At 71.3% G+C, this 19,716-nt stretch carries 17 protein-coding genes; 11 read left to right on the top strand and 6 right to left on the bottom strand.

Going from position 1 to position 19,716, the window contains the following annotated elements; genetic code table 11:
* Positions 1–67: 67 nt before the first annotated feature.
* The 3 genes from AB0A90_RS32415 to AB0A90_RS32425 all read left to right on the top strand — a co-directional run bounded on the left by AB0A90_RS32415 (position 68) and on the right by AB0A90_RS32425 (position 3,001).
* Positions 68–694, top strand: a complete 627-nt coding sequence (locus tag AB0A90_RS32415) for a TetR/AcrR family transcriptional regulator (protein ID WP_357255369.1) — start codon at positions 68–70, stop codon at positions 692–694.
* 26 nt (positions 695–720) lie between these two features.
* Complete coding sequence (locus AB0A90_RS32420) at positions 721–2,133, top strand: acyl-CoA synthetase (RefSeq protein WP_357255372.1); 1,413 nt, start codon at positions 721–723, stop codon at positions 2,131–2,133.
* A gap of 112 nt (positions 2,134–2,245) precedes the next feature.
* Positions 2,246–3,001 (top strand): MBL fold metallo-hydrolase, encoded by a 756-nt coding sequence (locus AB0A90_RS32425; RefSeq protein ID WP_357255374.1) that lies wholly within the window; start codon positions 2,246–2,248, stop codon positions 2,999–3,001.
* Between the two features lie 64 nt (positions 3,002–3,065).
* Here the strand turns inward: AB0A90_RS32425 and AB0A90_RS32430 are convergent, their stop codons facing one another.
* A complete protein-coding gene (locus tag AB0A90_RS32430) occupies positions 3,066–5,441 on the bottom strand; it encodes an FtsX-like permease family protein (RefSeq protein WP_357255377.1) in 2,376 nt (791 codons plus the stop codon).
* The gene (locus tag AB0A90_RS32435; protein ID WP_357255380.1) at positions 5,438–6,130 is read right to left on the bottom strand and encodes an ABC transporter ATP-binding protein; all 693 of its coding nucleotides are present in this window, start codon (positions 6,128–6,130) and stop codon (positions 5,438–5,440) included. The genes AB0A90_RS32430 and AB0A90_RS32435 overlap by 4 nt, the downstream gene beginning before the upstream one ends.
* A 205-nt stretch (positions 6,131–6,335) precedes the next feature.
* Between AB0A90_RS32435 and AB0A90_RS32440 the strand changes: the two genes are divergently transcribed.
* The 4 genes from AB0A90_RS32440 (at position 6,336) to AB0A90_RS32455 (ending at position 11,804) form a co-directional block, all read left to right on the top strand.
* Positions 6,336–7,712, top strand: a complete 1,377-nt coding sequence (locus AB0A90_RS32440) for a histidine kinase (protein WP_357255383.1) — start codon at positions 6,336–6,338, stop codon at positions 7,710–7,712.
* Positions 7,709–8,368 (top strand): response regulator transcription factor, encoded by a 660-nt coding sequence (locus AB0A90_RS32445; RefSeq protein ID WP_357255386.1) that lies wholly within the window; start codon positions 7,709–7,711, stop codon positions 8,366–8,368. The genes AB0A90_RS32440 and AB0A90_RS32445 overlap by 4 nt, the downstream gene beginning before the upstream one ends.
* A gap of 197 nt (positions 8,369–8,565) precedes the next feature.
* Positions 8,566–10,080: a family 43 glycosylhydrolase gene (locus AB0A90_RS32450; protein WP_357255389.1), complete on the top strand. Its 1,515-nt coding sequence runs from the start codon at positions 8,566–8,568 to the stop codon at positions 10,078–10,080.
* Between the two features lie 155 nt (positions 10,081–10,235).
* A complete protein-coding gene (locus AB0A90_RS32455; RefSeq protein WP_357255476.1) occupies positions 10,236–11,804 on the top strand; it encodes an RICIN domain-containing protein in 1,569 nt (522 codons plus the stop codon).
* 48 nt (positions 11,805–11,852) lie between these two features.
* On the opposite strand, the gene AB0A90_RS32460 is transcribed toward AB0A90_RS32455, so the two are convergent.
* Together AB0A90_RS32460 and AB0A90_RS32465 are read right to left on the bottom strand one after the other, a co-directional pair.
* Entirely contained in the window at positions 11,853–13,118 is a 1,266-nt protein-coding gene (locus AB0A90_RS32460; protein WP_357255392.1) for a PHB depolymerase family esterase, read from the bottom strand.
* Between the two features lie 151 nt (positions 13,119–13,269).
* On the bottom strand, positions 13,270–14,178 hold the full coding sequence (locus AB0A90_RS32465) for an oxidoreductase (protein WP_357255395.1): 909 nt from the start codon (positions 14,176–14,178) through the stop codon (positions 13,270–13,272).
* A 78-nt stretch (positions 14,179–14,256) separates the two neighbouring features.
* Here AB0A90_RS32465 and AB0A90_RS32470 point away from each other — a divergent pair, with 78 nt between their 5' ends.
* The 4 genes from AB0A90_RS32470 to AB0A90_RS32485 all read left to right on the top strand — a co-directional run bounded on the left by AB0A90_RS32470 (position 14,257) and on the right by AB0A90_RS32485 (position 17,477).
* The gene (locus AB0A90_RS32470; RefSeq protein ID WP_357255398.1) at positions 14,257–14,757 is read left to right on the top strand and encodes a helix-turn-helix domain-containing protein; all 501 of its coding nucleotides are present in this window, start codon (positions 14,257–14,259) and stop codon (positions 14,755–14,757) included.
* A 124-nt stretch (positions 14,758–14,881) separates the two neighbouring features.
* Entirely contained in the window at positions 14,882–16,120 is a 1,239-nt protein-coding gene (locus tag AB0A90_RS32475) for an MFS transporter (protein ID WP_357255400.1), read from the top strand.
* A gap of 222 nt (positions 16,121–16,342) precedes the next feature.
* A complete protein-coding gene (locus tag AB0A90_RS32480) occupies positions 16,343–17,185 on the top strand; it encodes a hypothetical protein (protein WP_357255402.1) in 843 nt (280 codons plus the stop codon).
* A 13-nt stretch (positions 17,186–17,198) separates the two neighbouring features.
* A complete protein-coding gene (locus AB0A90_RS32485) occupies positions 17,199–17,477 on the top strand; it encodes a hypothetical protein (RefSeq protein ID WP_357255405.1) in 279 nt (92 codons plus the stop codon).
* A gap of 88 nt (positions 17,478–17,565) precedes the next feature.
* On the opposite strand, the gene AB0A90_RS32490 is transcribed toward AB0A90_RS32485, so the two are convergent.
* Both AB0A90_RS32490 and murQ read right to left on the bottom strand, forming a co-directional pair.
* Positions 17,566–18,570, bottom strand: a complete 1,005-nt coding sequence (locus tag AB0A90_RS32490; protein WP_357255407.1) for a hypothetical protein — start codon at positions 18,568–18,570, stop codon at positions 17,566–17,568.
* Positions 18,571–18,642: 72 nt separating this feature from the next.
* Positions 18,643–19,536, bottom strand: a complete 894-nt coding sequence (gene murQ, locus AB0A90_RS32495) for an N-acetylmuramic acid 6-phosphate etherase (RefSeq protein ID WP_357255410.1) — start codon at positions 19,534–19,536, stop codon at positions 18,643–18,645.
* Between the last annotated feature and the right edge of the window lie 180 nt (positions 19,537–19,716).

The raw sequence follows: 19,716 nt of genomic DNA on the forward strand, positions 1-19,716 counted from the left end.
GTCCGAAGAGGACGACAGCGAACGTAAGATTGCATTGGCTGCAACGTTCAGGTTGTAAGATGCAGCGATGACGGGCAACATGGGCCTTCGCGAGCGGAAGAAGGCGCGCACCAGACAGGCGCTCGTCGACGCGGCGATCGCCCTGTTCGCCAGCAGGGGATACGACGAGACCACCATCGCCGACGTGACGGCCGCCGCCGACGTCTCGCCCCGCACCTTCTTCGTCCACTTCGCCAGCAAAGAGGACGTGCTGTTCGACGACCCCCCGCTCAAGCTGGAGCTGCTCACCACCGTGCTGGCGCACCCCGGTCCGGACGAGACCCCCGCGCAACTGCTGATCCGGGCGTTCCACACGGTGCTGCACTCCGACAGCGACCTCATGCGCCAGTCCGAGCGCGTTCGCGCCGACCTGATCCTCCAGACGCCGGCACTGCGGGCCGGTGCCGTACGCAAGGTGTTGGAGGGTCAACACGAGATCGTCCGGGCGCTGCTCGACGCCTATCCCGACACACTGGACCCGGTAGCCGCCTCGGCGCTTGTCGGCGCCATGGTGGGCACCCTGATCGGCGCGGTCACCATGCTCTACTCCGATGCCACGGTCGCGGCCCGGCTGGCCGCCGATCCGCAGCAGATGCGCGCCGAGCTGGAAACCGCCATCACGTCGACCTGGCGACACATCGGCGCCACCGGCTGACCCGCGAGGTACGACGAGAAGGGTCCATGCTTGTGCTGCTGCGGTGGTTGCTCTCGTCCGGCGACGAGCGTCCGGATGCGATCCGGATCGACGACCAGGCGACGTCGTGGGTCCGGTTGCGACGGCTCGCCGCGGCGGTGGCCGACGACCTGCGCGGGGTGGACCGTGTCGCCATCGACGCGACCGCCAGCCTGCACACGGTGGTCGGTGTCGTCGGCGCGCTGCTGGCCGGGTCGGCGGTGATACCGGTGCCGCCGGACGCCGGCCCGATGGAACGTGAGCACATCCTGCGTGACTCGGCGCCCGGAGCGATGCTCGTGCCGGCTCCTGGTGAGCGCCGGGACCCACCCGGCGGGCTACCGACCATTCCAATCGACCTGGGACGAGGCTCGGACACCGACCATCCGGAGCCGGATCCGGCCGGCATCGCGCTGATTCTCTACACCAGCGGCACCACCGGCGCACCGAAGGGCGTGACGCTCTCCCGCCGCGCCATTGCCGCCTGCCTCGACGGGCTCGCCGCGGCCTGGCAGTGGACACCCGACGACCTGCTCGTGCACGGCCTGCCGCTGTTCCACGTACACGGTCTGGTGCTCGGGATGCTCGGCCCCCTGCGGGTGGGTAGCCGACTGCACCACGTGGGCCAACCCCGCCCCCAGCGGTACGCGGCGGCGGGCGGCTCCCTCTATTTCGGCGTCCCCACCATCTGGTCCCGGATCGCCGCCGACGAGACCTCGGCCCGAGCCCTACGCGGCGCGCGGCTGCTGGTGTCGGGCAGCGCCGCCCTGCCCGCGACCGTCTTCGCCGACCTGACCAGGCTCACCGGCCACCAGATCGTCGAGCGCTACGGGATGACCGAAACGTTGATCACGGTGAGCGCCACCGCCGACGGCCCCCGTCGCCCCGGCGCCGTCGGTCTGCCGTTGCCGGGAGTACGCACCCGCATCGTGGACGAGCAGGGCCGCTCCCTGCCCACCGACGGGGTGGCGATGGGCGAGCTGGAGGTGTGCGGCCCGACCCTCTTCGACGGGTACCTGAACCGGCCCGACGCGGATGCCGCCACCCGTACCGCGGACGGCTGGTTCCGCACCGGCGACGTGGCCACGATCGGTCCGGACGGCTGGCATCGCATCGTCGGCCGGGCGGCCACCGACCTGATCAAGAGCGGCGGCTACCGGATCGGCGCCGGGGAGGTGGAGGACGCGCTGCTGGCGCATCCGGGGGTCCGGGAGGCCGCGGTGGTGGGCACTCCGCACCCCGACCTCGGCCAACAGGTGACGGCGTACGTCGTGGGTGACGGGATCGACGAGGCGCAACTGATCGAGTTCGTGGCCCGCCAGCTGTCGACCCACAAGCGTCCCCGGCAGGTGCGGGTGGTCGAGGCCCTGCCCCGCAACGCGCTCGGCAAGGTGCAGAAGAGCCGGCTCCGGGCGGACTGATCCCCCACCGGCCGCCGCGAGATCGAGGCGTTCCGGGCCGAAAAGTGGGAACGCCGAGTCGCGCACCTCGCCCGGACGACCGCGGGTGCCACCGGAGACCAGGGAGAGCACCATGAACGAGCTGACCGTACGCGCCATTGGCGGGCCGACGGCCGTCCTCGACTACGCGGGCTCGCGCGTCGTGCTGGATCCGACCTTCGACGATCCGCAGACGTACCACTACGGGACGGTCACCGCGACCAAGCTTGTCGGCCCGAGCGTCTCGCCCGCGGACCTCGGCCAGGCCGACCTGGTGCTCGTGTCGCACGAGCACCACCTCGACAACCTCGACATCTCCGGCCGGGAGTACGCGCGGCAGGCCCGCCGGGTGCTCACCACGGCCGCGGGGGCGCCGAAGCTCGGCCCCGACGCGGTCGGTCTTCGGCCGTTCGAGCACGCCGACGTCGGCGACCTGCGCGTCACGGCGGTTCCGGCGCTGCACGGCACGCCGGAGATCGGTGTGGTCAACGGCCCGGTGATCGGCTTCGTGCTGGAGGCGAGTGGCTGGCCGACGGTCTACGTCAGCGGTGACAACGCGTCGGTGGACGTCGTGGCGGTGATCGCGGAGCGGTTCCCGGCGATCGAGGTCGCGATCCTCAACCTGGGCGCGGCCTACATCGCGGCCCGCGGCGAGGGGTTCCTCACCCTGACCGCGGAACTGGCGGCCCGGGCGGCGGCCCTGCTCGGTGTGCGGGCGGTGGTCCCGGTCCACCAGCACGGCTGGGCGCACTACACCCAGGGCGCCGACGACGTGGTGCGTGCCTTCGAGGAGGCGGGGTCGCGCCAACTGCTCGTCGACCTGCGACCCGGCGACACGGCCACCATCTGAGTCCCCGGCGTGGGCGGGTGACCGCCGCTCACGGACGGGTTCCGTGAGCGGCGGCTTCCTTCCGTCACTCGGTCCGCAGTGCCACCGCGACCCGGGTCCTCGCCGCCCAGCCGGCCGGCAGCAGGGCACCGATCACGGCGATGACCAGCCCGCCGAGCCCGAAGAGCAGCAGGTCGACCGACCCGTACACGTCCAGGACCGCGCCCGGCAGGCGGAAGCCCACGCTGCTCGCCATCTCGGTGATGACCGTGCGTTGCAGCAGCACGCCGACCCCCGCACCGACCGCGCCGCCGACCAGGCCGGTGACCACGACCGAGGCGATGACCATCGCCGTGGTCTGCCGGGGCGTCATCCCGAGCGCCTTGTGTACGCCCAGGTCGTGGACGCGTTCCCGGGTCTCCAGGACGACCGTGTTCAGCACGCCGAGACCGGCGACGACCATCAGCAGGAGGCTGAGCAGTCCGGTCAACGCGTTGATGATGATGATCATCTCGTCGGGCTCGTGGCTGAGGCCGTCCGCCACCGCGCCGAGCGGCTCCAGAGCCGCCGTCAACGCCGTGGCGTACGCCCGGGCGTCGGTGCCGGACGCCACCGTGACGTAGTACATCGACGGCGCCAGCTCCGGCTCGGCCGCCCGCAGGGTGGCGATATCGGTGACGACCTGCATACCGTCGTCGTCGATGTTGAACGCCTCACCGACGATCGTGACGGGGATGTCGACGCCCTTGTCGGTCAGCACGATGCGGTCACCCACCTGTTTGCCGGCAGCGGTCAGGAACGGCGTCGAGACGACGATCTGCGCCGGGCCGGTCAGCCAGGTGCCCGACACCATCCGGTAGTAGCGCGCCGCGTCCGGCCCGGTGACGGCGACCGCCTCCAGCTCACCGGTGATCCCCCCGGCGGTGATGTCGCTGCGGGCCATGCCCAGGTACCCGTCGGTGCCCGTCTGGTCGGTGATCACCCGCTCGATGGCGGCCGGGTCGCCGAACGACTGCGGCTGCACCGGACCCCGCGGTTGCCCCGGACCCGGCGGCGGCCCTCCCCTCGGCCCTTGGTGTGGCTGCCCGACCTGGACGTCGGCGATGTCCTCGACCTCCTGGATCCGGTTGAGCGACGTACCGAGACCGACCGCGAAGGTGACCGCGGCCGCGCCGAACGCGATCGCGGCGACGATGCTCACCGCTCGTACCGGTCGGGCGAAGGGGTGGGCCAGGCCGAGTGACACCGGCCGGGAGATCGGCAGCCGGCTGGTCAGGCGGGCCGCCCATCGACCGCGGCCGGGCCGGGGGGTACGCCCGACGGCGAGCGCGTCGACGCTGCGCAACCGGCCGGCCCGCGCCGCGGCGGCCAGGGCGGTCACCGCCACGAGGGCGAGCGCGCCGCCGGCCACGACCGCGTCGACCCAGAGCGCGACCCCGTTGTCGCTCGTGCCGTAGATCTGATTGGTCTGGGCGAGGATCGGCACGGTCAGGAGGTTGCCGGCGACCACACCGAGCGCCGCACCGACCGTGGCCGGAATGAGCGCCTGCCCCACGTACGCCCGGACCACCTGGGCTGGCGTGAAGCCGAGCGCCTTGAGGATGCCGATCCGGCGGGTGGCGGTGGAGACCGCGCCGGCGATGACGTTGCCGATGATCAGCACCGCCATGACCACGCCCAGCATGCCGAAGGCGATCAGGAACGGCACCAGCAGGACGGTCTCGCCGGTCGCCTCCCGGCGGATGTCGAGCCACGACACGGCACTGTCGAGCGCGGCGGCCGGGACGGACGCCTGCACCGCGGTCCGACCGGCCTGGACCTGTGCCGCCGTGCCGGCCTCGGTGAAGCGGTAGAGCATCTGGTAGGCGCGGGGGCCGTCGGGACCGGTCCAGGCCGCCAGCTGCGCCGGGGTGGTCCAGGCGTCGGCGGTCTGGCTGGCCGACCGGGCGAGCCCGACGACGGTCACCGTCGGGCTGCCCGGCGCGTCGGACACCGTCCACCGCTGGCCGAGCACCTGCGGTGGCAACCGCAGGCGCTCCCCCGTGGCCAGCACGATCTCCCCCGGCCCGGTCGCCCACCGGCCGTGGATGACGTCGACCCGGTCGACCGCGCCGCCCGGCTCGGCACGCCCGACGACGGTCAGCGGCGGCACCGGGTTACCCATCGGGCTGCTCAGGTTCAGCTCCGCGTTCGTGAACGGTCCCGCCGACCCGGCGACCCCGGCGGCGCTCGCGGAGGCGGCCAACTGCGCCTCGGTGACCGCGTCCGCGTCGAACTGGGCGGCGAGGTGCGCGCCCTGCTGCTGGCTGAAGGCCCTGTCGAAGGGTCCCCGGGAGGCCACCATCAGCGAACCGCCGAGGACGGCCGAGGTCACCGCGATCATCACCACCAGACCGATCACGACCGTCTGTACGCGTCGCCGCCCGACCCCGGCGCGGACCACCCGAGCCAGCGCGCTCATCGGGTCCGCTCCAGCGCGGTGTCGGCGGCGACCTGCCCGTCGAGGAGCTGGACGGTCCGGGTGGCGCACCTCTCGGCGAGGACCAGGTCGTGGGTGACCAGGATGATGGTCTGGCCGTCGGCGTGCAGTTCGGTCAGCAGCCGCATGACCTCCTCGCCGGAGGCGGTGTCCAACGCCCCGGTCGGCTCGTCGGCCAGCAGCAGCGGCGGCCGGTTCATCAGCGCGCGGGCGACGGCGACGCGCTGCCGTTCACCGCCGGAGAGCCTCCCGGGGTACGCCCCGGCGTGTCGGTCGACGCCGAGCCGGCCGAGCAGCTCGGTCGCCCGACGCTGGGCGGTGCCACGGCCCATCCCGGCGAGCTGTGCCGGCAGCATGACGTTGTCGGCGACGGTCAGGTCGTCGAGGAGGTTGAAGAACTGGAACACCAGGCCGATCCGGGTCCTCCGGTACCGGGCGGAGGCCGCCTCGCCGAGCTGGTCGACGCGCACCCCGTCGACGGTGACCGTGCCGGCGCTCGGCCGGTCCAGCCCGGCCACCAGGTTCAACATCGTCGACTTGCCGCTGCCGGACGGGCCGAGGATCGCCACCGCCTCGCCGGGCGCGACGCTCAACGACACCTCGCGCAGCGCCGGTGGCCCTTCGTCGTACCGGCGTGTCACCTCGTGCAACTCGATAAGCGGTGTGGTCATGTCCCCGTCTCCTCAGGTGATGGTGAGCTGGCGAGGCTGACGCTAGGGGCGGGGACGAGTCGGACACATCGGCAGCGAGAGGCATCTTCGGTACCGCGTCGGGATGAGCGGCGGCGGCGTCATCCCTGCGACGTAGGCGTGCGATGTAGCGACACCGCTCGCCAGGCGGATAGGCAGCGGCGCGGTCGGCACCGAGAATGAACCGATGACGTGGCGTGCGGTGGTGATCCGGCTGTGGTCGCACATCCGGTCCCTGGCGCGTCCGGTCGGCCAGCTGCCGCTGTTGTCGCGCCGGGGGCAGCTGTTCGACGCGCTGTTGGCGCTCGGGCTCGGTCTCCTCGCCATCCAGGCGGACAGGGGTGTCGATGACCGGCCGGCGGAGCACCGCATCGTGTTCGAGCGGGGCGAGCTCTGGCCGGGTCCGCCGGTGCCACCCGACCCGGTGTGGCCACCCTTCCTGCCGGTCGAGGACGACGGCACCGGCTGGACGGCGGCGCTGCTCATGCTCGTCGTCCTGCCGTTGCTGTTTCGCCGCCGGTACCCGCTGGGGACGCTCTGGGTGGTGCTGGCCAGCGCCGGGCTGGTCGACGACAATCCGGCCGCGCTGCGGCTGTCCTTCTTCGCCTGCGTGGTGGCCGGCTACAGCGCCGCGGTCTTCAGTCCGTACAAGATCCTGGCGTTGGCCAGCCTGCCGGCGGCCGCGATTCTGCACGCCGGGTTGCAGTCGGACGCCAGCTCGGTGTCCGACAGCGCCGTGCCGTTTCTGATCCTGCTGCCGATCGCGGTGGCGGCCGACGGGCTACGCCGGTGGAAGGAGCACGCCGACGAGGGCCGGGCGCGGATGTCGGCCATGGAGCATGAGCAGGTCGAGGCGCTGCGCCGGGCGACGGAGGTCGAACGTGCCCGGATCGCCCGGGAGCTGCACGACGTGGTGACCCACAACGTCAGCGTGATGGTGATCCAGGCCGGCGCGGCCCGCAAGGTGATGGAGTCCAGGCCCGAGGACGCCCGGGCGGCGCTGCTCGCGGTCGAAGCCGGCGGCCGGGCGGCGATGACCGAGCTGCGGCACGTGATGGGGCTGCTCACGATGGACGGCGACGTCCTGGGGCAGGAGGGCGCCGCCGACCTGGCTCCGCAGCCCGGCCTCGATGGGCTGGACGCACTGGTGCGGCGGGTGCGCGACTCGGGTGTCGAGGTCGAGCTGGTGGTGCGCGGGCAGCGGGGGCCGCTGCCGTCCGGCATCGAGCTGACCGTGTACCGACTGGTGCAGGAGGCGTTGACGAACGCCGTCAAACACGCTGCCGGCGCATCCGTGCGCGTGCTCGTCGACTATGCCGGGACGCACCTGCGGGTCGAGGTGACCGACACCGGCGGCCGAGCCGGCGTGACCGCCGGCACCGGCACCGGGCGCGGGCTGATCGGTCTGCGCGAGCGACTGGCGGTCTACGGGGGCACGGTGCAGGCGGGTCCACGACTCACCGGCGGATACCGGGTCCAGGCCCTGATCCCGGTGGACAATGCCCTGATCGACGACGTCGCGGGCGACGGCCGGGCGGGCACACCTCTGGGGGGCACGGCATGACCGCAGCGCTGCGGGTGGTGGTCGCTGACGACCAGGCGTTGGTCCGGGCCGGGTTCCGGATGATCCTGACCGCCGACGGGATCGACGTGGTCGCCGAGGCGACGACCGGGGTCGAGGCCGTCGAGGCGGTCCACCGGCACCGGCCCGACGTGGTCCTGATGGACATCCGAATGCCCGACCTGGACGGTCTCGCGGCCGCCCGCCAGATCCTCGCCGGCGTCGGCGAGGCACCGCGCATCATCATGCTCACGACATTCGACCTCGACCAGTACGTGTACGCGGCCCTCACCGCGGGAGCGAGCGGCTTCCTGCTCAAGGACGTCACCCCGGAGCATCTGGTGGGTGCGGTCCGGCTGGTCCGCACCGGTGACGCGCTGCTGGCGCCGGCGATCACCAGGCGGCTGGTGCAACGGTTCGCCCAGCGCGACACCGACCCGCCGGCCATCCACCGGGACCTGGCCGCTCTGACCCCGCGTGAGATGGAGGTGCTGGGTCTGCTGGCGCACGGCCTGAGCAACGCCGAACTCGCCGGCCGCCTGCACCTGTCGGAGGCGACAGTGAAGACGCATGTCGCCCGGATCCTGGCCAAGTTGGGCCTCCGCGACCGGGTCCAGGCCGTCGTCGTGGCGTACCGGACCGGCCTGGTCGCCCCCTGACCGTGGCCGCCCGGTCGACGCTCGATCGACCCGGTGGGACGGACACCGTCCGACTCTCGGCGGGACGCTGGGCAGGTCAACGGCACGGTTTCCTTGACACTCATCAATGTTAACGCCAACATTATGGCGCTACCTGGACGCAACACCACCGTCACGCCGCCGACACACGGGTCGCTCACGAACCGCACGGAGGACAGATGCCGCTGCCACTCCCCCGCACCGAGCCGGCGACCCACTGCGCCATCGGTCCGGCGCGCGCCGACCGCCGGGGCCGCCGACGCCGACGGTCGGTCGTGGCCGCCGTGCTGGTGCTGCTCGCCGTCTCCGCCGGACTGCCGGCCGCGGGGCCGGCGCAGGCCGCGCCGGCCGTCAACTACACCAACCCACTGGTGAACCAGCGGGCCGACCCGCACATCTTCCGGCACACCGACGGCTACTACTACCTGACCGCCACGGTGCCGCAGTACGACCGGATCGTGCTGCGACGTGCGACCACCCTGCCGGGGCTGGCGACGGCGGCGGAGACGACGATCTGGAGTCGCCACACCAGCGGAGAGATGGGCGCCCACATCTGGGCACCGGAGATCCACTTCATCAACAACAGGTGGTACATCTACTTCGCCGCGGGCCGCACCGACGACGTGTGGCGGATCCGGATGTACGCGCTGGAGAACGCCAACGCCAATCCGCTCACCGGCTCGTGGACCGAACGGGGACGGATCACGACCCCCTGGGACACCTTCAGCCTGGACGCGTCGACATTCGTCGCGAACGGGGTGCGCTATCTGACCTGGGCCCAGCAGGAACCGGGCATCTCCAACAACTCCAACGTGTACCTGGCCCGGATGGGTGCCAACCCCTGGCAGATCACGGGCACCGTGACCCGGCTGGTCGTGCCGACGTACGACTGGGAGACCCGCGGCTACCGGGTCGCCGAGGGACCGGCGGTGATCCAACGCAACGGCCGGATCTTCCTGACCTACTCGGCCAGCGCCACGGACGCCAACTACTGCCTGGGGATGTTGAGCGCCTCCGCCACCGCGAACCTGCTCGACGCCGCCTCCTGGAGCAAGAGCCCCAACCCGGTGTTCGTCAGCAACGCGGCCACCGGCCAGTACGGCCCCGGCCACAACTCGTTCACCGTCTCCGAGGATGGGCAGAGCGACATCCTGGTCTATCACGACCGCAACTACCGCGACATCAGCGGTGATCCGCTCAACGACCCGAACCGGCGGACCCGGCTCCAGAAGGTGTACTGGAACGCCGACGGCACCCCGAACTTCGGCATTCCCGTGCCCGACGGGGCCACCCCGGTCCGGCTGCGCTCCCACGACCTGGCCACCAGCTACATCCGGCACTGGGAGTACCGGGCCCGGATCGAGCCGAACGTGACAAATCTGGCCGACTCGCAGTTCCGGATCGTCACCGGGCTCGCCGGCGGTGGATCGGTGTCGCTGGAGTCGACGAACTTCCCCGGGTACTACCTGCGCCACCGGGGCTACGCCCTGTACGTCGAGAAGAACGACGGCTCCGCCCTCTTCGGCGGCGACGCGAGCTTCCGCCGCCAGTCCGGCCTCGCCGACAGCGCCGGGATCTCTCTGGAGTCCCACAACTTCCCGGGCCGACACGTGCGCCACCGCGGCGGACTGCTCTACGTCGAGCCGGTGAGTTCGAGCGCCGACCGCGCCACGGCCACCTTCCACCTGGAATAGCCGCCCACCGGCTGCGACGACCGCGGCCGTCGACACCGTCCCGGCTCGCCCGGAGCCGATCCAGCCCAGGAGGAGCGATGCGCTTCACTCTCAGGACAAGACCGTCCGGCGGCGGATCGATCCGTCGGGGCCGGCGTACGGCCCTGGTCCTCGCCATGATCACCACGCTGGTCGGCGCGGCCGCCGCCGTCCTGGTCGGCGCACCGCCGGCGACGGCGGCGAGCATCGACACCAACGCCTCCTACGTCCTGGTCAACCGATACAGCGGCAAGGTGCTCGACGTGCGGGACACCTCGACGGCGGACGGCGCGGTGCTCCAGCAGTGGTCCCGTAACGACGGCGCGTGGCAGCAGTTCCAGTTCGTCTCCTCCGGCGGCGGTTACTACCGGCTCAAGGCCCGGCACAGCGGCAAGGTCGTCGACCTCTGGGAGTGGAACACCGCCGACGGCGCGGAGTACCGCCAGTGGTCCGACGTCAATGGCACCAACCAGCAGTTCCAGGTACTCGACTCCGACGGTGGCCACGTCCGGCTGATCAACCGTCACTCCGCCAAGGCCCTCGAGGTCTGGGAACGGTCCACGGTCGACGGCGGCCGGATCAGTCAGTACGCCGACGTCAACGGACCCAACCAGCAGTGGCAGTTGGTGCAGATGGGCGGCGGGGGTACCGGGTGTGGCAGCGGGTCGAGCAACGCCGAGGCCGTGCTGAGCGGGGGCACCTGGACATCCCGTAACGGCTCGTCGACCGTCTACTCGGGCGCGGACATGCTGTCGGCGATGCAGGCGGCGGTCAACTCGCTCTCGGCGGGTCGAACGTCGAAGCAGCGGGTGGTGGTTCGCGGCTCCGGTTCGATGAGCGCGGGGTCCCGGTTGTCGCTGCCGTCGTACACGACCCTGGCCGTGTGCGGCACGATAAACGTGACCGGGTCGGGCTCGGGCGACCAGGCGCCGGTGTACTCGCGGGGGACAACTGACGTCGAGGTGCAGAACCTCACGCTCACCGGCTCCCCGTTGTACGGGATCTTCATGCGCAACGTGAACAACCTGACCCTCGGGCAGATCGACATGCGACTCTCCGCCGGTCTGGGCGTCCGCATCGACAACCACGGTGGAGATCGAGCGGTCAAGGTGCGCAACGTCCGCATCGACACCGTGTACGTGTCCGGGACCGGCACCCACGGGGTGGAGACGTACGGCGTGGACGGTCTCACGATCGGCACGGTCACGGCCCGGAACACCCGCGACTCCGGCCTGCTGCTCAACGACACGATCAACGCCACGGTGGGCACCGTCGACGCGCAGGGCGCCGGGGCCGGCACCGGGTACGCGGCGTTCCGGATGGCCAACCGCAACGGCCGGGTGGGCAACGCGTACCCGACGAACATCCGGGTCGGCACCGTGCTCGCGTCCGGGGGTGGCCGGGGGATCTTCTGCGTGTCCGAGTCCGGCGGCGCGGTCATCGACCGGGTCACGATCTCGAACACCGGCAACAACGCGATCCTGGTGGAGAACTGCTACAACGTCGTCATCGCCGGGGTCTCCGGGACGGTGACGGGCGGCGGTGAGATACGGATCGCGGCGCGGAGCGAGTTTCCGATCTCGTCCGGCATCCGGTTCCAGAATCTGACGGTCAGCGGCACCAACATCACCCAGAGCCCCTGCGGTGGAGCGAGCAACACGATCAGCAACGTCACGCGGGTCAACTCGACTCTCACCTGGTGTTGAGCCGAGGGGGTGCGGCCGCCCGGGTTCGGACGGCCGCACTCGCCGCGCTCACCGACGGCGGCGGGCCATCCACTGCCAGATGTGGGTGCCGTTGCGGCTCGGGTCGTTGCGGGCCACGTAGATCCAGGACCAGTGGCCGGGGAACCGGTAGCCGTTCCAGACGACCTGGTCGTACAGGGTGATCAGCGATCCCGGGATGAGGTCGTGGGCGTGGATCGTGTTGGTCTCCGGTGGCACGGTGTCGTCGTCACGCGAGGTGACCAGCCAGGTCGGGGTCCGAATCGCCGCCAGTTCCGCGTCGGTGATCAGCGGCGGGCCGTCCCCGCCGAGCGGCTCGACGACGCCGCAGATCGGCACCGACGCGGCGAACAGGTCGGGATAGGTGACGGTCATCTCCAGGGACATGTAGCCGCCGTTGCTGCAACCGACCACGTAGATCCGGTCGGGGTCGACGCGCTTGCGGCGCACGAGGTCCTGGACGATCTCGCGGATCAGCGGGGCGAACCGGGGGCCGTCCTCCATCCAGTAGGAGGTGCTCTGCGGAGCCACGACGTACGCGCCGGAGAAGATCCGCTGCGCCTGGGGAGTGGCGAAGCCGAGCGCCCCGCGGTTGGCGCGCAGGGTGGTCTCGTTGTCGTAGTAGTCGTCCGGCAACGAGGCGCCCTCGCCGGCGCCGTGCAGCCAGACGATCAGCGGTCGTCGACCGTGCCCAGCCGAGTGGTCGGGTGAATACAGCCGGTACTTCATACCCGAGCCCGAGACGTGGTAGCTGAAGGCGTCCACCTCGGGGTTCGACAGCCGTCCCTGCACGAAGCGCGTGATGGTGACCGGCGAGCCGTGGCGCCGGGCGATCGGGGCGTTCTGCGTGATGGTGTAGACGAGGTCCAGCCGCACGTTGCGGCCCTTGCTCAGGATGTAGCCCAGGGTGCCACCGCCGGGTTGACCTTCGGCGTGGCTCAGCTCCAGCACGATGTTGCCGTGGCGGTCGAGGCGGGCCGCGGTGACCGTGCGGTCCAGGTCGTACTCGCTGAAGATCTGGTCGCCGGGAGCGATCGGGAGTGGACTCGTGGCCTTGGCGTGCACGCTGAACGTGCCGGGGGTCAGCCCGGCCGGGTCGATCGGCCCGAGTCGGCCGCTGTCGAGGGTGACCGAGGTGACCTGCTCACCACCGTCGAGCGTTGTCGCGTCGAGGGTGAAGCGCACGGTCGTGGGATGGCGGCCGCCGGCGTGGGCGGCGAGGCCGGGCACCGCCAGGCCGATGGCCGCACCGGCTCCACCGGCCAGAACAGTGCGACGAGTGACAGGCGTGGACATGCGGCCCCCGTACGTTGCGACGTCGACGTGCGTCGATGAGATCTCAACGTAACGCTGCCGAGATCCGCTGGCAACCGTCGCCGGCACGAGCGATCCGGGCATTCCACGCGTGGGTCCGGACCGTTGCGGAGGTGGAGTTCGAGCGATCGTCTCAGCGCACGGGTCCGGCGCGCAGGGGGTAGATCACGCCTGTCGCCTCCTCGGACATCGTCCACAGCTGACGTCGCGCGGCCGGGTCACCGGCGCGTCGTGGGGCCTGTTGCCGTTTCGGGGCGCCCCTGAAGCGGCCGGGACCGCCCGGCCCGTAGTACTCACCGCCGGTGACCTGTGGGTCGGTGGCGGCCCGTAGCACTGGCAACGCGCCAGCCTGAGGCGACTGGGTGAACAGCCGTCCGATCGTCGCGTTGGCCACCCGGAATCCCGGCGACGCGTCGCGAAACAGGTCGGTGCGCGCCGCGCCGGGGTGGGCCGCCAGGCTGATCGTCGAGGCGCCGGCCGCGGTGAGCTGATGGTGCAGCTCGAACGCGAAGAGCAGATTCGCGAGCTTCGAGGTGTTGTAGGCGGTGGTTGGCCGATATCCGTCGAGACTTCTCAGGTCGAGACGAGTGATGGAGCCTGCGCCTGCTGCGATGCTGCTGACGGTGACGACCCGACCGGCCGGCGATCGCTCGACCAGGTCGAGGAGCAGTCCGGTCAACGCGAAGTGGCCAAGGTGGTTGACGCCGATCTGGGACTCGAAGCCGTCCTTGGTGCGCCGGGCCGGCTGCCACCACAGACCGGCGTTGTTGATCAGAATGTCGAGTCGATCGACGCGTTCGTGGAGGTCGGTTGCCGCCTGCCGCACCGATTCGAGGCAGGCCAGGTCGAGTGAGAGCACGCTGCCCCTGCCGGGCAACTGGCGTATGGCGTCCGCGCCGCGGTCCGTGTCGCGTGCGCCGATCACGACGTGGACTCCGTGCGCGCTCAGGGCTTTCGCTGTTTCCAGGCCGATGCCGCCGGTGGCTCCGGTCACCAACGCGGTGGCGCCATCGAGGCGGGACATGTCGCGCGTGCTCCACATGACGTCTCCTATAATCGGAACGGTCGCCCCGTTTAACTATACGGAACGACCGCCCCGCTTGTCGACAGGGAGGGTTTCGTGCGCGCCGACGCTCGCCGCAATCGCCAACGCATCCTGGACACCGCCTACGTGGTCCTGGCCACCGAAGGGGCGGGCGTACCCGTCGACGACATCGCCCGGCGCGCAGGCGTCGGCGCGGGAACCATGTATCGGCACTTCCCGACAAAGGAATCGCTGATCGAGGCCGTGGTGCTCGACCGCGTCCAGGCGCTGACCGCCAAGGCCCGATCCGGTATCGACTTCACCGAGTTCTTCACCGTCATGGTCGACGCCGGCCTCGCCAACCGCGCCGTCGCCGACGCACTGTCCAGCGGCGGCTACCAGATTCCCGCCGACGCCGACGCCGCCCTCAACACCGCCTTCGCCGAACTCCTACACGAAGCGCAGCAACGCGGATCCGTACGCCCAGACATCACACCCGATGACGTCCAGTCCCTCGTCGTCGGCTGCGTCGCGACCGCACGACACCGCGGCGACACCGACCTCGTTCAGATCGTCGTCACCGGCCTACGACCCTGACACCACCGCCCGACGGTTCGGCAGCAAGCGGGCTCCGGCGCCCGACCCGCCCGCGAAGGTGCCGTCGCGGGCAGGGCCTGCGGGGTCGACCGTCCGCACTCCCATCCCTATAGTGAGTTCCATCATGGAACTAACCGCTTTCTGGCGTTGGTGGTTGGCCAGCACGACCAGCCACCTCGGTTCGGCCGTCGGCGGGCTGGCCCTGCCGATGACCGCGTTGGTCGTGCTGCACGCGTCAGCCTTCGACATGGGTCTGATCACGGCGGCCGGCTATCTCGCGTATCTCCTGATCAGCCTGCCGGCGGGGGTGATCGTGCAGCGCCTGCCGCTGCGCGGCATGCAGGTCGTCCTGGACCTGATCCGGGCCCTCGCCATCGCGTCCGTCCCCCTGGCCTGGTGGTACGACACCCTGACGGTGGCCCAACTGGTCGTGGTCGCCCTGGTCGTGAGCTTCGCCAACGTGCTGTTCGACGTGGCGAACCAGACCTACCTGCCCGAGATCGTGCCGGCCGCGCAGTTGCAGGCGCGCAACAGTCTCAACTCCGGCACCCTCGCCGCCACCCAGTTGGGCGGGCCGTCCCTGGGCGGGCTCGTGGTGCAACTGCTGGGTGCGGTGCCGACGCTCTTCGTGGACGCCGTCAGTTATCTGGTCTCCGCCGTGCTGCTGCGCACCCTGCCGGCCCGGCGGGTGCGGCGACCGGACCAGCGGCCACCGATGGTCACGATGATCCGCGAGGGCTGGCACTACGTGCTGCGACACCCGATCATCGGACCGGCCATGTGGGACGCCACCGCGACGAACTTCGTCAACGGCGCCATGCTGGCCCTCTTTCCGTTCTATCTGGTGCGCGAGCTGCACGCATCGCCGCTCCTGGTCGGGCTGCTGATCGCCGCCGACGGGCTCGGCACGCTCATCGGCGCCGCGCTGACCACCCGCTTCACCGCTCGGTTCGGCACCGCACGTGGCCTGATCATCTCGGCCTTCGTCGGCGTGGTCGGCGCGCTCATCATCCCGCTGGGCACCGGCACCGCCGGCTACCTCGCCTTCGCCGTCGGGAATCTCATCTTCGCCGGATCCACTGTGGTGCTCAGCGTAACCACCCGCACGTACCGGATGCTCGCCAGCCCGCCGGAGCTGCTGTCGCGGGTGATCGCCACGGTCAAGTTCGTCTCCTGGGGTGCCATCCCGCTCGGCGGTCTGCTCGCCGGCGTCCTGGCCGGGCCGCTCGGCGCCCGCACCACCCTGCTGATCTTCGGGGCGCTCACCGTGCTCTCCCCGATCATCTATCTCTCGACGCCGATCCGCCGGATGCGTGACCTGCCGCTCGACCCCGCTCCGGCACCCGCGGAAGCCCGGGTGTGATCCGCCCGCTCGATCAGTGACGTCGATCGCCCGGGTCCAGGTCGTTCACGCGAGCCAACCACCCAGACATTGACGAAAGGTGTAGCCCGGGGAATCCCGGGGCAAGAACCCGCACATGGAGGGAACGGCAGGACGCGTCGGGCATCCGCTCGGCCAGCGGCAGCGCACCGGTGAATCGCACCGGGCCGGGCTCGCGGCGCACCTGTCGAGGGCCGCCGTCTGATGCGCTTGAGGCACAGCCTTCCAGCGGCGGCGCTCGGGGCCGCGGCGCTCGGGGCGACCCTGTGCGCCAACCCCGCCCACGCCGACACGCCGCTACCGTTGCCGACGAGTCTCCAGCCGGTGGAGGTCAACTCCTCGCCAGGCACCATCACGGTACGGGTGCCCGACCTCGTCGAGGTGCAGGTGTCCGTCCCCCTGCCGTTGCCGACCGCACTCCCCCTGCCCCTGCCGTCGGCAATTCCCCTGCCACTGCCGTCGGCAATTCCCCTGCCACTGCCGTCGGCCGTCCCTCTGCCGACCCTGCCGGCCGATCCGCTGCCGACCCTGCCGGCCGATCCGCTGCCGACGTTGTCGGGTGATCCCTCTGCCGTCGTACCGACGCGGCCGGCCCGTACGTCGTCGTCGTCTTCGCCGCAGGCCACGCCCCCACCCCCGAACTCGGCCTCCACCGAGGCACGCGCCGCCTCGCGGTCGGCGCCGGCACCGTCGACGCCCGTGCCGGCGACGGTGTTCCGCGTCGGGCACCACACCTCCGACGGCCGAACACCGGATCGGGCGCGGGTGGCGATGGCCGCGGGCATCGACGAGCCGTCCCGACCACCCGTCCGTCCGGCGTCGGGGCCACCGGCGCTCGTGCTGGCGCTCGCGTCGGCGCCCGCCGGTGTCGGCACCGGCGGTGCCGATCCGCCCACGTCGGCAGCTGAGGCGGTGCCGCCCAGCGCGCCGCTGGGTCCAGGGCGCACCGTTACCGCGGTCGACAGGCGCGCTGCCAGCCGACCGGTGGAGCGGGGTCCCCCGCCACCACAGCAACTCCTGATCACCCACTCGCGTCCACGACGTTGATCAGGAGAAGACCATGGAGATAGCCGTCATCTGGATTCCCGCCCACATCGAGCCGGCGGAGCACGCCGTCGCGACGTGTCTTGCGCACCTTCGCCGACACTCGTACCGATTCGCGGGAATCATGCGGGCATCGTGGGAGACCATCGAGCAGGCCATGATCGACGGAGAGGTGGACGTCGTCGTCATCGCCGACCGTGCCCACCTCCCGCCGGACCGGTCCCCCCGGATCGAGCTGGCCACCGCGACCGACGCCGACGGGGACCGCACGGTTTCCTACCCACCGCTCGGCTGACACCACGAAGCGCCCCGTCCGACGCGGACGGGGCGCTTCGTCGACTCTCGACCGAGCCGGAGGAGCGCTCACGGGCCACGATGGAGAGCTACTGCGCCGTCGCGTCGTCGTACGGGTCCCAGTGCGCCGCGTAGCGCAGCAACGAACGGGCCAGGGCCGGGTGTGCCGCCGCCCACCTGGTGTCGAAGAGGAACCACTGGTCGAACCCGAAGAAGTCGTCGATGTATCGGGCGACCTGCGCGATGTGCGGATCCGACCGGACCAGCGACCCGACGGACGGTTGCGGGGCCAGCAGCCGCACCACCTCCGGGTGGATCGCGTGGTGTGCCGATGCCAGCTCGAGGCTGGCGGGCGACGGGTCGTACCCGGACAGCCGAACGTAGCGCTCCAGCGCCGCGCCGGCGTCCGTCTCGTCGGGCGCGACCAGGGCCCGCAACAGCTGGGCATCGTGGGGCCATCGGCGGGTGCCGGGCGCGTCGACGGCACGCAGACGAGTGGCGAGGTCCGGCAGGGTGAGCCCGGGAAAGGCGATGGCGCCAGCCAGGTCCAGGGTCCGGTCGGCGTCGTGCGAGCCCCAACCCAGACGGACCGAGAACACGGCCTCCGGCCCGGGTGGGGCGATGCGCACGGTACGGACCGGCAGCCCGTGGTCGAAGATCGCGCCCGGCGCGGCGGCGACGGCCGGCAGTGGCCAGGTGTCGTACAGCAGGAAGGCGAGCCGGTCCGGCGACGCGACGGCGGCGGCCTCCTCGACGAAGTAGTAGGCCAGATCCACCTCGTCGTCGTCGGTACGCACGCGCAGGGCGCCCTCGCCGAGCCGGATGAACGTGCCGTCGTCGTCGCCCTCCACGTAGAGGTGCTCGTTCAGCAGCTCGCGTAGGTCGTCGAGGGTCTCCGGCAGCGGCAGGTGCCGCTCCCCCTCGAAGATCGAGTCCAGGCCGTACACGTCATCGCCCAGCTCGCTCTCGATCCAGCCCTGCGGGTTGGCACGGCCCCAGCCCCGGCGGAACCAGTCGAGAATCGTCGCGTCGGGCAGGGTGACCACCCGCTTACTGAACGGCGATTCCTCGCGCCACCGGCACACGAAGTACATGCCGCGAACCCTAGGCGAGCGGCCCGACAGAAAGTCCGTGCCCGGGTCTGTCCCCGTGCCAGGGCGGGACGGTCAGGCCGCGACGGCCGCCCGCACGTCGTCGTCGGCGGCGCGCAGTCGCGCAGCGGCCTCCTCGGCGGTGCAGTTCGCGAGCAGCAGCACGATTGCCGTCTTGGCGTGCCCGTGCGCCGCCGCGAGGGCCCGCGCGGCGCTGTCGAGATCCGTGTCGGCGGCCTCGGCGACGATCCGCCGCGCCCGGTCGACGAGCTTCTCGTTCGTGGCGTTCATGTCCACCATCAGATTGCCGTAGACCTTGCCGAGCCGGGCCATCGTGGCGGTCGAGAGCATGTTGCAGACGAGCTTCTCGGCGGTGCCGGCCTTGAGCCGGGTGGAGCCGGTGAGCACCTCGGGACCGGTGGGCACCTCGATGGCGACGTCGGCGTACCTGCTGATCACCGCGTCGGAGTTGCAGGCCACCGAGACTGTCGACGCGCCGAGCGCGCGGGCGTGCTCCAGCCCGCCCACCACGTACGGGGTGCGGCCGCTGGCGGCGAGCCCGACCACCGTGTCGCGGGCGGTCAGGCCGACCGCGTCGAGATCGGCGACGGCACGTTTCGGGTCGTCCTCCGCGCCCTCGACGGCGACACCGAAGGCTCGCGCTCCCCCGGCGAGCAGGCCGAGAACCCGGTCGGGCGACGTACCGAAGGTGGGTGGGATCTCGACGGCGTCGAGCATGCCGATCCGGCCGCTGGTGCCGGCACCGAGGTAGATGAGTCGCCCGCCCTGGCGGAGCGACGCCACGACGACGTCGACGGCGGCCGCGATGTCCGGCACGGCCCGCCGGACCGCCTGGGCCACCGTCTGGTCCTCGTCGTTCATCGCGAGGAGCAGCTCGGTGGGGGACATCAGGTCGAGGTCGCTGGTCTTGTCGTTGCGGGTCTCGGTGCCGAGGGTGCTGAGGTCCACGGGGTTACTCGTTCCTCTCGCTGTGTTCAGTCGCCGGTCGAACGACGGGCTGCGGCTCGTCGAGCGCCGCGTCCGCAATGTGCCGTTCCGGCCGTGCCAGCCTGGTCGGCACGGTGGGGGGTGGGCCACTCCGCTGGACCCCCCGCCTCCCCGTAACCGCAGGCCGGGACCACAGCGTAG

The sequence above is a fragment of the Micromonospora sp. NPDC049204 genome (assembly GCF_040647935.1).
In the GTDB taxonomy this organism is placed as follows: Bacteria; Actinomycetota; Actinomycetes; order Mycobacteriales; family Micromonosporaceae; genus Micromonospora.

What these genes read in the sequence shown, in the direction of transcription:
- AB0A90_RS32430 (WP_357255377.1), bottom strand. Translation starts at nt 5,441, where the DNA reads ATGAGCGCGCTGGCTCGGGTGGTCCGCGCCGGGGTCGGGCGGCGACGC.
- AB0A90_RS32445 (WP_357255386.1), top strand. Translation starts at nt 7,709, where the DNA reads ATGACCGCAGCGCTGCGGGTGGTGGTCGCTGACGACCAGGCGTTGGTC.
- AB0A90_RS32490 (WP_357255407.1), bottom strand. Translation starts at nt 18,570, where the DNA reads ATGTACTTCGTGTGCCGGTGGCGCGAGGAATCGCCGTTCAGTAAGCGG.
- AB0A90_RS32455 (WP_357255476.1), top strand. Translation starts at nt 10,236, where the DNA reads ATGATCACCACGCTGGTCGGCGCGGCCGCCGCCGTCCTGGTCGGCGCA.
- AB0A90_RS32485 (WP_357255405.1), top strand. Translation starts at nt 17,199, where the DNA reads ATGGAGATAGCCGTCATCTGGATTCCCGCCCACATCGAGCCGGCGGAG.
- AB0A90_RS32420 (WP_357255372.1), top strand. Translation starts at nt 721, where the DNA reads ATGCTTGTGCTGCTGCGGTGGTTGCTCTCGTCCGGCGACGAGCGTCCG.
- AB0A90_RS32425 (WP_357255374.1), top strand. Translation starts at nt 2,246, where the DNA reads ATGAACGAGCTGACCGTACGCGCCATTGGCGGGCCGACGGCCGTCCTC.
- AB0A90_RS32460 (WP_357255392.1), bottom strand. Translation starts at nt 13,118, where the DNA reads ATGTCCACGCCTGTCACTCGTCGCACTGTTCTGGCCGGTGGAGCCGGT.
- AB0A90_RS32475 (WP_357255400.1), top strand. Translation starts at nt 14,882, where the DNA reads ATGGAACTAACCGCTTTCTGGCGTTGGTGGTTGGCCAGCACGACCAGC.
- AB0A90_RS32440 (WP_357255383.1), top strand. Translation starts at nt 6,336, where the DNA reads ATGACGTGGCGTGCGGTGGTGATCCGGCTGTGGTCGCACATCCGGTCC.
- AB0A90_RS32465 (WP_357255395.1), bottom strand. Translation starts at nt 14,178, where the DNA reads ATGTGGAGCACGCGCGACATGTCCCGCCTCGATGGCGCCACCGCGTTG.
- AB0A90_RS32415 (WP_357255369.1), top strand. Translation starts at nt 68, where the DNA reads ATGACGGGCAACATGGGCCTTCGCGAGCGGAAGAAGGCGCGCACCAGA.
- AB0A90_RS32435 (WP_357255380.1), bottom strand. Translation starts at nt 6,130, where the DNA reads ATGACCACACCGCTTATCGAGTTGCACGAGGTGACACGCCGGTACGAC.
- AB0A90_RS32450 (WP_357255389.1), top strand. Translation starts at nt 8,566, where the DNA reads ATGCCGCTGCCACTCCCCCGCACCGAGCCGGCGACCCACTGCGCCATC.
- AB0A90_RS32480 (WP_357255402.1), top strand. Translation starts at nt 16,343, where the DNA reads ATGCGCTTGAGGCACAGCCTTCCAGCGGCGGCGCTCGGGGCCGCGGCG.